General features: G+C 71.7%; 12 protein-coding genes. 8 read left to right on the top strand and 4 right to left on the bottom strand.

Going from position 1 to position 13,372, the window contains the following annotated elements:
• The first annotated feature begins 125 nt into the window (after positions 1-125).
• The 4 genes from grpE to ABZS54_RS38180 all read left to right on the top strand — a co-directional run bounded on the left by grpE (position 126) and on the right by ABZS54_RS38180 (position 5,232).
• Positions 126-716, top strand: a complete 591-nt coding sequence (gene grpE / locus ABZS54_RS38195) for a nucleotide exchange factor GrpE (protein ID WP_355546712.1) — start codon at positions 126-128, stop codon at positions 714-716.
• A 99-nt stretch (positions 717-815) separates the two neighbouring features.
• Positions 816-1,082: a DUF1876 domain-containing protein gene (locus tag ABZS54_RS38190; RefSeq protein ID WP_355546710.1), complete on the top strand. Its 267-nt coding sequence runs from the start codon at positions 816-818 to the stop codon at positions 1,080-1,082.
• Between the two features lie 590 nt (positions 1,083-1,672).
• Positions 1,673-4,363: a pyruvate, phosphate dikinase gene (gene ppdK / locus ABZS54_RS38185; protein ID WP_355546708.1), complete on the top strand. Its 2,691-nt coding sequence runs from the start codon at positions 1,673-1,675 to the stop codon at positions 4,361-4,363.
• Positions 4,364-4,833: 470 nt separating this feature from the next.
• Positions 4,834-5,232: a peptidase inhibitor family I36 protein gene (locus tag ABZS54_RS38180; protein WP_355546706.1), complete on the top strand. Its 399-nt coding sequence runs from the start codon at positions 4,834-4,836 to the stop codon at positions 5,230-5,232.
• 142 nt (positions 5,233-5,374) lie between these two features.
• Here the strand turns inward: ABZS54_RS38180 and ABZS54_RS38175 are convergent, their stop codons facing one another.
• A complete protein-coding gene (locus tag ABZS54_RS38175) occupies positions 5,375-5,848 on the bottom strand; it encodes a GNAT family N-acetyltransferase (RefSeq protein ID WP_355546704.1) in 474 nt (157 codons plus the stop codon).
• Positions 5,849-5,915: 67 nt separating this feature from the next.
• Positions 5,916-6,287: a MarR family transcriptional regulator gene (locus ABZS54_RS38170; protein WP_355546702.1), complete on the bottom strand. Its 372-nt coding sequence runs from the start codon at positions 6,285-6,287 to the stop codon at positions 5,916-5,918.
• A 100-nt stretch (positions 6,288-6,387) separates the two neighbouring features.
• Between ABZS54_RS38170 and ABZS54_RS38165 the strand changes: the two genes are divergently transcribed.
• Complete coding sequence (locus tag ABZS54_RS38165; RefSeq protein WP_355546700.1) at positions 6,388-7,881, top strand: MFS transporter; 1,494 nt, start codon at positions 6,388-6,390, stop codon at positions 7,879-7,881.
• Between the two features lie 157 nt (positions 7,882-8,038).
• Here ABZS54_RS38165 and ABZS54_RS38160 read toward each other — a convergent pair whose 3' ends face one another.
• Both ABZS54_RS38160 and ABZS54_RS38155 read right to left on the bottom strand, forming a co-directional pair.
• Positions 8,039-9,055, bottom strand: a complete 1,017-nt coding sequence (locus tag ABZS54_RS38160) for a helix-turn-helix domain-containing protein (protein WP_355546698.1) — start codon at positions 9,053-9,055, stop codon at positions 8,039-8,041.
• Between the two features lie 628 nt (positions 9,056-9,683).
• Positions 9,684-11,405: a SpoIIE family protein phosphatase gene (locus tag ABZS54_RS38155; RefSeq protein WP_355546696.1), complete on the bottom strand. Its 1,722-nt coding sequence runs from the start codon at positions 11,403-11,405 to the stop codon at positions 9,684-9,686.
• Positions 11,406-11,568: 163 nt separating this feature from the next.
• Here ABZS54_RS38155 and ABZS54_RS38150 point away from each other — a divergent pair, with 163 nt between their 5' ends.
• The 3 genes from ABZS54_RS38150 (at position 11,569) to ABZS54_RS38140 (ending at position 13,278) form a co-directional block, all read left to right on the top strand.
• Positions 11,569-12,159 (top strand): restriction endonuclease, encoded by a 591-nt coding sequence (locus ABZS54_RS38150; RefSeq protein WP_355546694.1) that lies wholly within the window; start codon positions 11,569-11,571, stop codon positions 12,157-12,159.
• A gap of 322 nt (positions 12,160-12,481) precedes the next feature.
• On the top strand, positions 12,482-12,928 hold the full coding sequence (locus ABZS54_RS38145; RefSeq protein WP_355546692.1) for an SRPBCC domain-containing protein: 447 nt from the start codon (positions 12,482-12,484) through the stop codon (positions 12,926-12,928).
• On the top strand, positions 12,925-13,278 hold the full coding sequence (locus tag ABZS54_RS38140; RefSeq protein WP_355546690.1) for a metalloregulator ArsR/SmtB family transcription factor: 354 nt from the start codon (positions 12,925-12,927) through the stop codon (positions 13,276-13,278). Before ABZS54_RS38145 ends, ABZS54_RS38140 begins: the two co-directional genes overlap by 4 nt.
• The last annotated feature ends 94 nt before the right edge of the window (positions 13,279-13,372 follow it).

The raw sequence follows: 13,372 nt of genomic DNA, 5'->3' as shown, positions 1-13,372 counted from the left end.
GCGAACGCCCAGCCCGGCGCCGAGGGTGCGGCCGGTTCGACCGGCGACGCCGCGGGCAACACTGCCGACGACGACGTCGTGGACGCCGAGATCGTTGACGACGACAAGCAGGGAGGTGGGACCGCGTGAACCGGACCTCCCCCGGCTCGGGGCGGCTGTTGCCGGTCCCCGTCGAGCATCCGCAGTCGCCGATCCTGGCCGCACTGCTGGCCGAGATCGCGGCGCTGCGCGGGCAGCTGAGCGAGCGGGTGGACGAACTGCGGCTGCTCCAGGCCGACTACGGCGCCTATCGCGCACATGTACGCCGGGATCGGCTCGCGGTGCGCGAGGTCGCGCTGGCCAATGTGCTCACGCCGCTGCTGTCGGTGCTCGACGACTTCGACCGGGCTCGCGCCGCCGGTGAGACGACGCCCGGAGTGGCCGGTGCGGTGGACGCTCTGCAGGACACGCTCGCGACGCTGGGGTTGCGTGGATTCGGCACGGTAGGGGACGAGTTCGACCCGCACATCCACGACGCGTTGGTGTACCGGGTCGAGCCCGGGGTGAATCCGCCGATCTGTTCGGTGGTGCACACGCCGGGCTACCGCGTGGGGGATCGGCTGCTGCGCCCGGCCCGGGTCACGGTGAGCGGACCGCCGCCGGGCGGCGAGCGGGCGAGCGGGGATCCGGCGACGGGTGATCGCGTCGACAAGGACGCGGGACGCGAATCGAGGTGACGGAAGGGAGCGGGGCATCGCGGTGCGGCAGGACGCACCACGCCGGTGCGGAGGGGCACGACCGGCACCGACCGGACCGGGGGCTTGGAGGCGACACTCATGCAGATCGTCGGATGGCACATCGAGATGGAGTTCAAGGAGGACGGCAAGCGAACCGAGGCGGCCGCGCTCCTTCGGCTGCGGGACGGAACGGAGTTGCGCTCGCATGCGCACGCGAGCCGCTTCCCGGACGACCCCGACCAGCCGCAGGTCGGCGAGGAGATCGCCGCCGCGCGGGCATTGACCGACCTGACCCGGCAGTTGCTGGACAAGGCGGCGGGCGAGATCGAGACGTCCACCCGTCGGCCGGTGCAGTCCCTCGCGTAGTCCCCGAGCCAGGGTCCGGCCCCGCCGGCCGCGACGCGGCCGGCGGGGCCGGCTCGTGTGCGTCGAAAACGCACCGGGGGCTTTTGGGCGTAGTCCTCGGTATTCCGGGGTTTGTGGCGGGGCGTCGACGGCGACGATACCCTTGGCGCGATCGAGTGATTACCGTGTGTGGTCAAACGTGATCACCGTTGCGGAGGCCGGCGTGGCGGGCTTCATCGGTTCGAGCGCATCCGTGTTTCCCGAACCTCTCCGACCTGGAGCGGTGGATCGCGGACGTGCTCCTCCCGGGCTGTGGCGGCCGTCGACCGGCAGCCCGAGGACCGCCGCGGATCGTCCCGGGCGGCCCGCCGGCCGCCGGGACTCGCTGCGCCGGCGCCGCCCCGCCTCGGCTACCCTGAAAGACAGCCGGTGTCGACGTCGTGACGATCGCGGCGGGTGTTCGTGGGCCGTGGACGTGCGCGTTCGGAGCCCATGCGGGGACCCCGGCGAGTTTCGGCGGACCGGACGGGCATCCGCGCCGGTCGCGCCCGGCGGCACGCGTCGGTACGGGCACCGTTCTTCGCGGGCCCACCGCGCGGGAAGGGATGCCCATGGCGACCGCCTACGTGTACGACTTCGGCGAAGGCTCCAGGGAGCAGGCCGAACTGCTCGGTGGCAAAGGGGCGAACCTCGCCGAGATGACCCGGCTGGGGCTGCCCGTGCCGCCCGGATTCACGATCGGCACGGACGCGTGTCGGGTCTTCCTGCGCACGGGCGCGCCGCCGAGCGCACTGGCGGACGAGATCGCCGAACACCTCGCCCGCCTGGAGCACTCCATCGGGCGGCGGCTGGGAGCGGCCGACGACCCGTTGCTGGTCTCGGTGCGCTCCGGGGCCCGGTTCTCCATGCCCGGCATGATGGACACGATCCTCGACGTCGGCCTCAACGACGCCTCGGTGCTCGGCCTGGCCGCGGCGAGCGGCCGGGAACGCTTCGCGTGGGATTCGTATCGCCGCCTGGTGCAGATGTACGGAGCCACCGTGCTGGGCGTGCCCGCGGCGCGCTTCGAGGAGGTACTCACCCGATATCGGCTGCGCCTGGGCGTGGCCGACGATCTCGGGCTGGGCGTCGGGGAGTTGACCGAGATCGTCGGGGAGTTTGGGCGCATCGTCCGTGAGGACGCGGGTGAGGAGTTTCCGCAGGACCCGCGCGAACAACTCGCCGGCGCCGTCCTGGCGGTCTTTCGGTCCTGGAACGGCGAGCGGGCCAGGGTCTATCGGCGGCGCGAGCACATCCCGGACGACCTGGGCACCGCGGTGACGGTACAGGCGATGGTCTTCGGCAACTCGGGACCGGACTCGGGCACCGGCGTCGCGTTCACCCGCGACCCCGGCACCGGGCGGGCCGGGGTGTACGGCGACTACCTGCCCGACGCGCAGGGCGAGGACGTGGTCTCCGGGGTCCGCGACGCGCTGCCGCTCCAGAACCTCGAACGGCTGGACCCCTCCTCGTACGAACGCCTGATCGCGGTGTTGCGGCTGCTCGAAGCGCACTATCGCGACCTGTGCGACGTCGAGTTCACCATCGAACGCGGCCGGTTGTGGGTTTTGCAGACCCGGGTGGGCAAGCGGACCGCCGAGGCCGCCTTCCGGATCGCCTGCGCGCTCGTGGACGAGGGCACGATCACCTGGTCGCAGGCACTCGCCCGGGTGGACGGCAGGCAGTTGGACCAGCTGACCTTCCCGCGCTTCGACGCGCACGCGGACGCCGCACCGCTGGCGCACGGTGTCCCGGCCTCGCCGGGCGCTGCGGTCGGCGCGGTGGTGTTCGACATGGCCGAGGCCACCCGGCGGGCCGCGACCGGCGAACGGGTCGTGCTGGTCCGCCCGGAGACCAGCCCGGACGATCTGCCCGGCATGATCGCCGCCGAGGCCGTGGTGACCGGCCGGGGCGGCAAGACCAGCCACGCGGCGGTGGTGGCCCGCGGCATGGGCAAGGTCTGCGTGTGCGGCGCGGCCGACCTGGACATCGACGTCGAGGGCAAACGCTGCACCGGCGCCGACGGGACGGTGCTCGAACAGGGTGACACCGTCTCGGTGGACGGTACGGCCGGCACCGTGTACGCGGGCGCGCTGCCACTGGTGCCTTCGTCGGTCACCCGCTACCTGGAGACCGGTGTACGCTCCGCCGGCGTGGTCGAGGCGGTCGCCCGCTTCCTGGAGCAGGCGGACGCGGTACGGCGATTGCACGTCCTGGCGAATGCCGACACGGCCCAGGACGCGGCCCGGGCCCGGCGCTTCGGCGCCCGCGGAATCGGGCTGTGTCGTACCGAGCACATGTTCCTGGGCCCGCGTCGACCCCTCGTCGAGGACCTGATCCTGGCCCGCACCGACGCCGACCGTCGGCTCGCCCTGGACGCCCTGCTGCCGCTCCAGCGCGAGGACTTCACCGAACTGCTCGCGGCGATGGACGGCCTGCCCGTGACCATCCGGCTGCTGGACCCGCCACTGCACGAATTCCTGCCCGACCACACCGAGTCGGCGGTCCGGCTGGCCCGAATCCGGGCTCGGGGCGAGGAGCCCGAGCCGCGTGCGGTGCGCGTGCACGAGGCGATCGAGCGCCTGCACGAGCAGAATCCGATGCTGGGTCTGCGTGGGGTACGGCTGGCGCTGACCACCCCCGGGCTGGTGGCCACTCAGGTGCGGGCCATCGGGGAAGCGGTGGTCGCGCGGGTGCGCGCCGGCGGTGACCCGCGGGCGGAGATCATGATCCCGCTGGTGGCCACCGTCGAGGAACTGCGCATCGTGCGCGCGGAGGTCGAACGGGTCCTGGCCGAGGTCGGACAGGCGGCCGGGACACCGGTGCGCTGCCCGGTGGGCACCATGATCGAACTGCCCAGGGCCGCGCTGACCGCCGCGACCATCGCGCCGGTCGTGGACTTCTTCTCGTTCGGCACCAACGACCTGACGCAGACCACCTGGGGTCTGTCCCGCGACGATGCCGAGGCGTCCTTCCTGGCCGGCTACCTGGACCGGGGCATCCTCGACGTCTCGCCGTTCGAGACCATCGACCGCGAGGGCGTCGGCCGGCTGGTCGACCTCGCAACCCAGGAGGGTCGGCGGGCGAGTCCGGGGCTGCGGATCGGCGTGTGCGGGGAACACGCGGGCGACCCGGAGTCGATCCGGTTCTTCCACGAGGTCGGCGTGGACTACCTGTCCTGCTCACCGTTCCGACTGCCGGCCGCCCGCCTGGCGGCCGGCCGTGCCGCCGTGGCGAACGCGAAGGATGCGGATTCGCGCTGAGCGTCCGCCCCTTCGTGGGCGGGATCGACTGCCGGGGTGGGCGGGTCGAGTGGGTGGGAGTCGGGTGGGTGCCGCCAGTGGGTGCCGGCTGTGGCCGCGCGGTGGTCGTGGCGGTTTCGGCCAGGGGGACGTGGCCGAAAGCGAATGGGTGAACCGCTCGATCCGGTGCGCGAGGGGTCACCGGGCGAGCCTGCCGGCGGACGTCGGTGGGGCGATTTCCTGGGATCCACTGCCCGTAGTCGATCGATTACACCGTGATTCCGAACGGGTGTCGGCGGTCGGCGACCCGGCCGAAACGACATGGTTCGCCACTGTCCGTAAATGTGGTTTCACACAGTGCTGTCGATACGGAACCGTGGCCTGCGTCGGACCGCGCCAACCAACCGTCGCAGATCCGACGTACAACCCGTCGACCCGTCGACCGGTTCGCCTCGTCGACCGCTCGACCCATCGAAAGTGAGGACACTCGCATGATGCGTAAATTGGCCACCATCGCCGCCGGCGCCGCCGCAGGTACGCTCCTGGGCACACTGGCTCTCGCCCCGACCGCCGGCGCCGCCGCCGAGTCCTGCCCCGCGGCCAGTCTGTGCGTCTACAGCGGCCACAACCTGAGCGGGACGCGGACCGTGGTTCCCGCACGGGTGATCGAGGATCGCGGTGACGCCGGGTACACCGTCACCCGACCGGTGCTCTCGATCGCCAACCGCACCGGGTTTCCCGTGCTGCACGGCGTGAGCCGGTCCGTCGTCTGTATCCGCTTCCCGTGTTACCAGTACGCGGTGCAGGGCCGGATCGATGCCGGGCAGGACCTGGCCAGTGCCGATTCGGCCGGGCAGCCCCTCGTCGTCGGCCGGGACTACGGCCGGTAGAGCGCGAATCGGGCCGGCGCACGCCATCGCCCGATGCCCGTCCGGCCGGAGCGCACGTCCCTCCGGCCGGACGGGTCGGCCCCGGGTTCGGCCCTGCGGTGTCGGGCCCGGGGCTCGCCGGGCCGGGGCTCGCCGGGCCGGTTCAGGCTCGCGGTGCCGGGCGAACGAGCTTGAGCAGGACCTCGCCGTACGGCTCGTCGGTGCGACGGCTGTGCTCGGTGAATCCGACGCGGGTGTAGAAGTGGCGCGCCCGGGTGTTCTTCTCGTACACCTCCAGCGTCAGCGCGCCGTGCAGCGTCGCCGCGTGCTCGACGAGCAGTCGGCCCACGCCGGTGCCCTGCGCCTCGGGCGCCACGAACAGGCCGCCGATCTCGCCGGAGTCCACGCCGTCGATCTCGCCGAGGATCAGACCGAGGAGCGCGACGACCCGACCGTCGATCTCGGCGACCCAGTTGTCGGCGTGCACGAGGTAGGTCTGGCGCATCTGCCGCTCGCGTTCGCCTTCCCCCTCGCCCGGGATGAACGGATGCGCGATGCGGCCCGCCCGGGACCAGACGTCGACCGCGGCGTCCTCGTCGGCGGGGACATAGGCACGGACCTTCGGGGCAGCGGACATGCCGGCGAGGCTATCCCACCCCCGCCCCGTCCTGCGGAGCCCGGGCGGCCGTCGGCGGTGTGGCTCGTCAGGCCAGGTGCTTTTGCAGGACGGCGAGTTGGGTTCGGCGGGCTTCGAGGTGCAGGGCCCGGCCGCGGTCGGTGGCGGTGACGAACACGCCCCGGCGGTCGGTGTCGCACATCGCGCGCTGCACGAGGCCGCACTTCTCCAGTCGGGCGACGGCGCGCGAGGAGGCGCTCTGGCTCAGGTGCAGATCGCCGACCAGGTCGTGGATGCGGGCCTTGCAGCCGTCGGCGGCGATCAGGCGATCCAGGACCTCGTAGTCGCTCATCGTCAGGCAGTGCTCCGCCTGGAGGGCACGATCGAGCTCATGGGCGACCAGGCTGTACTGCGACAACAGGTTGCGCCAGCTCTCGATCAGCGGCTCCTCGGTCTTCATCGCGTCAAGGTAACGCCACCCGTCATAACATGCAAGCAAATTTATTGCACCCACATTTAATGCGTAGACATTCAATGCGTGTGCATATAAGTTCTCTCTCATGGCTTCCACAGTCGAGACCTACGCGGGACCGTCCTCCCGCGAGCGCTCCGCCCCCTCGTCCGACGCGTCCGACCCGACAACGTCCGCCCCGCACTGGACCCCCAGACTCTGGGGCGTCCTGGCCGTGCTGTGCCTCGTGCTCTTCCTGGACGGCCTCGACGTCTCCATGGTCGGCGTCGCGTTGCCGTCGATCGGCCACGAACTGGGCATGTCCGCGACTTCGTTGCAGTGGATCGTCAACGGATACGTCCTCGGGTACGGCGGCTTGATGATGCTCGGCGGTCGCACCGCCGACCTGCTCGGCCGGCGCCGGGTCTTCCTGATCGCCCTCGCGGTGTTCGCTGCCGCCTCGCTGCTGGGCGGCCTGGTGGACAGCGGCGGCCTGCTCATCGCCAGCCGCTTCGTCAAGGGTCTGGCCGCGGCCTTCACCGCGCCGACCGCGCTGTCCATCCTGACCACGACGTTCCCGGAGGGCCCGGCCCGCAACCGAGCGCTCTCGGTGTTCTCCGTCTTCGGCGCCAGCGGCTACTCCTCCGGCCTGATCCTGGGCGGACTGCTCACCGAGTTCGGCTGGCGCTGGACCTTCCTGACCCCCGTACCGCTGGCCATCCTGGCCCTGGTCGCCGGCTACGTGCTGATCCCGCGCGACCGCCCCGCCGACTCCGGCGGCCACGACCTGGTCGGCGCCGTCACCCTCAGCGGCGGCATGCTGCTCGCCGTCTACACCGTCGTCTCGGCTCCCGACCGCGGCTGGACCGCACCCATCACGCTCGGCTCCATCGTGCTGGCCGCGGCGCTGCTCACCGCCTTCGTGCTCGTCGAGAAGCGACTCGCCCACCCGCTGGTTCGCTTCGGCATCCTGCGGATCGGCACGGTGGTGCGGGCCAATCTGAGCATCGTCGCGCTGATGGGCTCCTACATGAGCTTCCAGTTCATGATGACGCTCTACCTCCAGGACGGCCTCGGCTGGTCCGCGCTGCGGATGGCACTGGCCCTGCTGCCGGCCGGCCTCGTGGTGGCCTTCGGATCGCCGTTCACCGGACGCCTGATCAACCGCTACGGCACCGCGCCGCTGCTGATCGCGTCGATGGCCTCGATGAGCCTGGGCTACGTGTGGTTCCTCGCCACCGCCGGCAGCACCCCGAACTACGCCTTCACCGTGCTGCCCACCATGCTGCTCCTCGGCGGCGGCTTCGCCTTCGGCTTCAGCTCGATCATGTCCCAGGCCACCGAGGGCATCAAGGATTCCGAACAGGGCCTCGCCTCCGGTCTGGTGCAGACCTCCGGCCAGGTCGGCGCGGCGCTCGTACTCGCCGTGGTCACCGCCGTCACCACCGGTGCCACCGCCGGAGACACCGACTTCGGCACCTACCGGCCCGGTGCCAACCTGGTCACCGGCGTCGCGATCGTCGGCCTCCTGCTCAACGTCGTCCCGCTATTCGGTTCCGCGCGCCGTCGGGCGAAGACGGCCGACACGACCCACCTCTCCTAGTCCGCATCCGGCTGCGCCGTACACCACGGGCGGCGGGCCGCGAAACGCACGGACGAGGCCCGGCACTCGGCCGGGCCCGAAGCCGGAGCCCCCACGCAGCCGCGCGTGGGGGCTCCGGCCGTGCCGGGAGGACCCGTCGTGCGTGCCCCGGCGGTGCTCAGGCCCGGGCCGGGTGGACCGCGTGGAAGGGGTCGCTGCCGAGGAGTTCCAGGCCCAGCGGGGTCAGGGTGTGCAGGACGGCGCTGCCCTGGCGGGTGGTGGAGATCAGCCGGGCGTTGCGCAGTACGGTCGCGTGTTGGCTCGCGGACGCCGGCGACAAATTCAGCCGACGGGCCAACTCCGTGGTGCTGCACCCGTCGTTGATCACCGCCAGCGCGGCCGCTCGGGTCTGTCCGAGGAGTGCGCCCAGCGCCCGGTCGCCGGCCGCACCGGGCTCCCACAGCGCGGCGGCGTCCCGGAGTTCGCGCACCGTGGGGACGGTGAGCACGTACGGCGCGGTCTCGTCCTCGGTGTCGTGGACCAGCACCAACTCTCGCCACAGGAACAGGGCCGGCGCGATGACCAGCCCCCGGCCGCCGAGCCAAAAGTCGTCGTGCCTGGGGTAGTCCACCTCCAGGACCGGCGGTTTCCATCGGACGAGCGGTACGCACAGCTCGGCCAGCAGGCGCTCGACGCCGCCCTCGAGCAGGGTGCGCGCGTACCCGGTTCGCACCGACTCCAGGTGGGACCGCATCCGGGATCGAAACGGCGCGAGCGTGACATCGTGGCAGGCGCGCAGGGCGTCGGCGAACTCGCGGCGCGGTTCCCGGCCGCCGTCCAGGAAGTCGCGGACCCAGGTGGCGTGAGTGGGTGCGAAGGTCACGTTCGCCATTTCCTTGCGCAACCGCCGAGTGGGCACCGCGAGCAGGTTCTCGATGCCCTCGTCGAGCGAGAGGGAGTCCCCCATCAGCGTGCGTAGATCGAGGCCGGGGCCGCGCACGGGCATCAGCGCGGTGAGCGGGCCCGACGTCGCCTCCACCCGGCCGGCCACCGCGGTGCGCCAAGCCCGGAAGGGCAGCGGTCTGCGCTGCCCCTGTAACAGTTCCAGGCTGTGATACGTCTCGGCCGCGGCACCGACCGTCGTGGCGAGTCGGGTCCGGGCCAGGTCCTCCGCGGTGAAGTGGATGCGCAGCACCGGTGTACCCCCTGCTCGTGTTCGTTGCGTGTGAAACGCCCTGTGGCGGCCTCCCGTTCGGCACGGCCCCGGGGAGGACCACGACAGTTTGCGTCCTGGAACGCCCCCGGACCAGCAGGTTTCGGCTCAGGCTGAAAGGCGTTTTCAGACACCGCCCGGTCCGGCAGGCTTTCGGTGTCGGGGGCGAGCCGGCGAGGTTCGCCCGCCGAGGGCAGGAGTCGGGACGGGAGTCCCGTGCGCGACGTCAACCGGATGTAGCGGTGATGCCGCGGTTGCGGATCCGACACGGGGCGGAGGCCGAGGCCGTGCGTGACGTCGTCGTCGGGGCTTCGGCCCGACCCGGCGGGGATCGAACGGGGATCGGTCCCCGCCCGGCGCTGCCCGGCAAGGGCCGCACCGGCCGGAAAGCGGGTGGCACCCTCGACCATGGCGTCGCCGTCACCGACGCTCGCGACCACGTCGTGTCCCTCGTCGTCGAGCAAGCGGGCCGAATCATCGCGCATTCCGCCGTCCCGGCCACAGCCGGCGACCCGACCTGCGCCTGACCCTGCGCCTTCGCCGGCATCGGAACCGAAGCCTGAACCCGAACCGACCCGCACGCATCGTCCTCGATCTGTCGTTCCCTTCCCTACGGGATGTCCTGTTCGGCCCAGACGATCTTGCCGTTCGGGGTTCGGCAGGAACCCCAGCCCCGACAGAGCATGTTGATCAATTGCAGGCCCCGGCCGCCTTCGTCGCTCAGCGAGGAGTGTTGGATCTGTGGCAGGTCCGGGCCGGTGTCGGAGACCTCGACGACCAGGCGATCGTGCCGCAGCAGGCGCAGTTGGCCGGGCGCGACGCCGTAGCGCAGTGCGTTCCCGACCAGTTCGCTGACCACGAGTTCGGTGACATCGGAGAGATCGCTCAACTCCCAGACGTCGAGCTGCTCTCTGACCAGCTTGCGCGCGACGCCCGCCGCCGAGCCGCTCGCGGGCAGGTCCCACGTGTGCAAGTCCGTTCCCAGCAGCGGATCTTCGGTGGCGGCCACGAGCACGACGGCCTCGTCGAAGCGGGTCCCACCGCCGGGCGCGAGGTCGCCGAGCGCACCGGAGGCCAGCCCGATCGGCCCTATCCCGGCGGCCAGCGCGCGCAGCCGGGCCAGTTGTACGTCGATGTCCTCGGTACGCGACTTGACCAGCCCGTCGGTGTAGAGCACCAGTCGGCTGCCGGGCGGGATGGTCAACCGCAGCGGATCGTAGGGGATGACGCCGGCACCGATCGGCGCACCGACCGGCACGTCCACGAATGACGCCTTGCCGTCCGGGGTGACCAGCAGTGGTGGCGGGTGACCGGCGCTGACCAGGGTGTAACTGGCCTCGGCCGGGTCGTAGACGGCGCACAGACAGGTGGCGACCTGGTCGTCCTCCAGGTCACGGGCGGCCAAGTCCAGGCGGGCGAGCATACGTTCGGGCGTCAGGTCCAGCGCCATCAGGGTGCGTGCGACGGCCCGCAGTACGCCGGTGGTGGCCGCCGCCGACATGCCGTGGCTCATCACGTCCCCCACCACGAGGGCGGTGCGCCCGCCCGGCAGGGGCGCCACGTCGAACCAGTCGCCGCCGACCCCGAGCGGATCGGCGGTCGGGATGTACCGGGAGGTCACCTCCAGGCCCGGGGTGCGCGGCGTGACGCGGGGGAGCAGATTGCGCTGGAGCCGGGCCACGTGCTCGCGCTCGCGCCCGTACAGGCGCGCGTTATCCATGTCCACCGCTGCCTTGGAGGCGAGCTGGACGGCCAGTGCCAGGTCCGCCTCGGTGAAGCCGGGCCGGCTGCCCGCGCGGATGAAATCGGCATGGCCCAGCAGCACTCCCCGGGCGATCAACGGCACCATCAGGTAGGTGTGCACGCCGGCTTGGCGCAGTTTGACGGCGGCACTGGGGGTGGGTGCCAGCTCCTCGAAGTCGTCCGGTCCGAAGCTGCCGATGAGCAGCGGTCGGCCGTCTGCCAGGGCCCGGGTGAAGCGGGAGTCCCGGTCCGGGGCGGACGTGGACAGCTCGCCGACCTCGTCGGGTTCCAGGTCGGCGAGTCGCTCGATCGCCGCCACGGCCATCGCCCGACGGACCGGTCTTCCCCGGCCGCGCGGCCGTTGCCCCTCCTCGCCCTGGAGCACCGACTCCAGGAGATCGACGGCGGCGGCATCGGCCATGCGGGGAACGGTGAAGTCGGCCAGCTCCTGTGCGGTGGTCTTCAGGTCGAGGGTGGTGCCGATGCGTAGGCTCGCCTCGTTGAGCCAGTTGAGCTGATCGCGGGTGGTACGGGTGGCACGGTTTCGCGGGCTCGGTCCCTGGGCCGTTGCCGCACTGCGTCGACGCACGTGTCTGCGACCGTGACCGCCATCCACTCTCCCGCACCTCTTTCCTCGGCACCGGATCGTCGCACGCGACTCTGCCGTCCGTAGCCCGTCCCGACCCACTCTATGAGCGGTTCGGGCGGCTGACGTGTGGGATGCGACTGTACCCGCGCCGTGTTGCGATTGCATGGAATCGATCGAGGCCGACGGCTCGATCGAGGGCCCCGCGACATCGACGGCGATTGCCGGCCTGGCCGACGAGCAACGTCTGGACCGGCAACGGTCGTTGACCTCGGTGGACGCGATGAGCGGGACCGGCTTCGAGGACCACGTCGCGGCGCTGTGCCGCCGCGACGGCTGTACCGAGGTGGCCCGAGTGGGCGGCGGCGGGGACTTGGGCGCCGATGTGGTGGGCCGACTGCCGGACGGTCGGCGGCTGGTCATCCAGTGCAGGCGCTATGCGACGCACCGGCCCGTCGGCAGTGGCGACGTGCAGCGCTTCAACGGCACCGCCCGGGCCGAGCACGGGGCCGATGTTCCGGTGATCGTCACCGCGACGGTATTCACCGCCCCGGCCCGCGACTTCGCCGCACGGCACGCGTTGATCCTGATCGATCGTGACCTCCTGGGTTTCTGGCAGAACGGCACCCCGCTGACCGCGTTCCTGGTACGGCCTGCCGTCGACGCTGACCGCCCAGTCCTCCAGGGTCGAGACCAGGTGCCGGTGCCGGTGCCGGTGTCGAGGATGCCGACGCGGGCGGCGAAGCGGCCGCCGTAGGAGTCGCCGGTGACGAACACCGTCCGGGTGGCCGGCCGGCGTGAGGCGGACTCGGGCCGTTGCCGGGCGTCGGCCGCGGATCACCAACGTGCCGACGCCGAGGAGCACGGCGCCGGCGGCGCTTCCCGCCAGGATCAGGTCGCACCCGGGGAACCCACCGTCGTGCGTGCCGGTGGTGGGTGCCCCCTTCGGCGCGAAGCCGCCCACCTTGCCCGATCGTCGAACCCGAATCCGGGTGCAATCCTCGGGTTGCACCCGAAAGGCGGATGTGCAACTCTGAGGTTGCATTCAATGGCGACGACGACGATGAAGGAGCCCTCTCGTGAGCGAGGATCGAATCGAACGCGAAACCCTGATCGAGGCGTCCCTGGAACGGGTCTGGTCGCTGGTGGCCGAGCCCGGGTTCTGGGTGGCCGACAAGGCGAGCCTGCCCGGAACGGTGGCCAGGGAGGGCGAGACGATGATGGCGAAGAACCCGGAGTACGGCGACTTCCCGGTGCGGGTGGAGAAGGTCGAGCCGCCCACGTACCTGGCCTACCGCTGGGCCAGTGCGTTCCCCGGCCGGGAACTGCGCGACGACAACAGCACGCTTGTGGAGTTCACCCTGGTCGCGGAGGGCGACAAGACGCGGCTTCGGGTGGTCGAGAGCGGGTTCGCGGCCCTGGCCGGGTCCGAGGAACTGCGCGGCAACGCGGTGCGCGACAACTCCGGGGGCTGGCCGCAGGAACTCGACGCCCTCAAGACCCGCGCCGAACAGGCGGCCGCGTGACGGACGAGCCCGGTGGCGTAGATCGGGCGGTCGACGACGTGCTGGTCGCCTTGGCCGACCCGACCCGTCGCCGGCTGCTCGATCTGCTCGCGGCGCAGGGCGAGGCCACCGCGACGACGCTCGCGGAGCGACTGCCCGTCTCGCGGCAGGCGGTGGTCAAGCACCTTTCCGTCCTGGACGCGGCCGGGCTGGTGTCCGGCGGCCGGGTCGGCCGGGAGGTGCGGTACGCGGTGCGGCCGGCGGCGCTGGACGCGACGGCACGCTGGATGGCTTCGCTTGCGGCGGACTGGGACCGGCGGTTGGCGACCATCAAGCGGATCGCCGAGGTGCCGGAGGACGATTCGCCCTGACGGGAGCGCACTCAGCCAAGGCGCGGGCCGGCGTGCGGGCGCGCGGACCTGCGCGGGCGGGAGCCGAAGCCGGAGCCGAGCCGGGGCCCGGGCC

The sequence above is a fragment of the Embleya sp. NPDC005575 genome (genome assembly GCF_040605455.1).
Classification (GTDB): domain Bacteria; phylum Actinomycetota; class Actinomycetes; order Streptomycetales; family Streptomycetaceae; genus Embleya.
The sequence above is the reverse complement of the archived record's forward strand: the minus strand, read 5'-3'. Positions and strand labels throughout refer to the sequence as shown.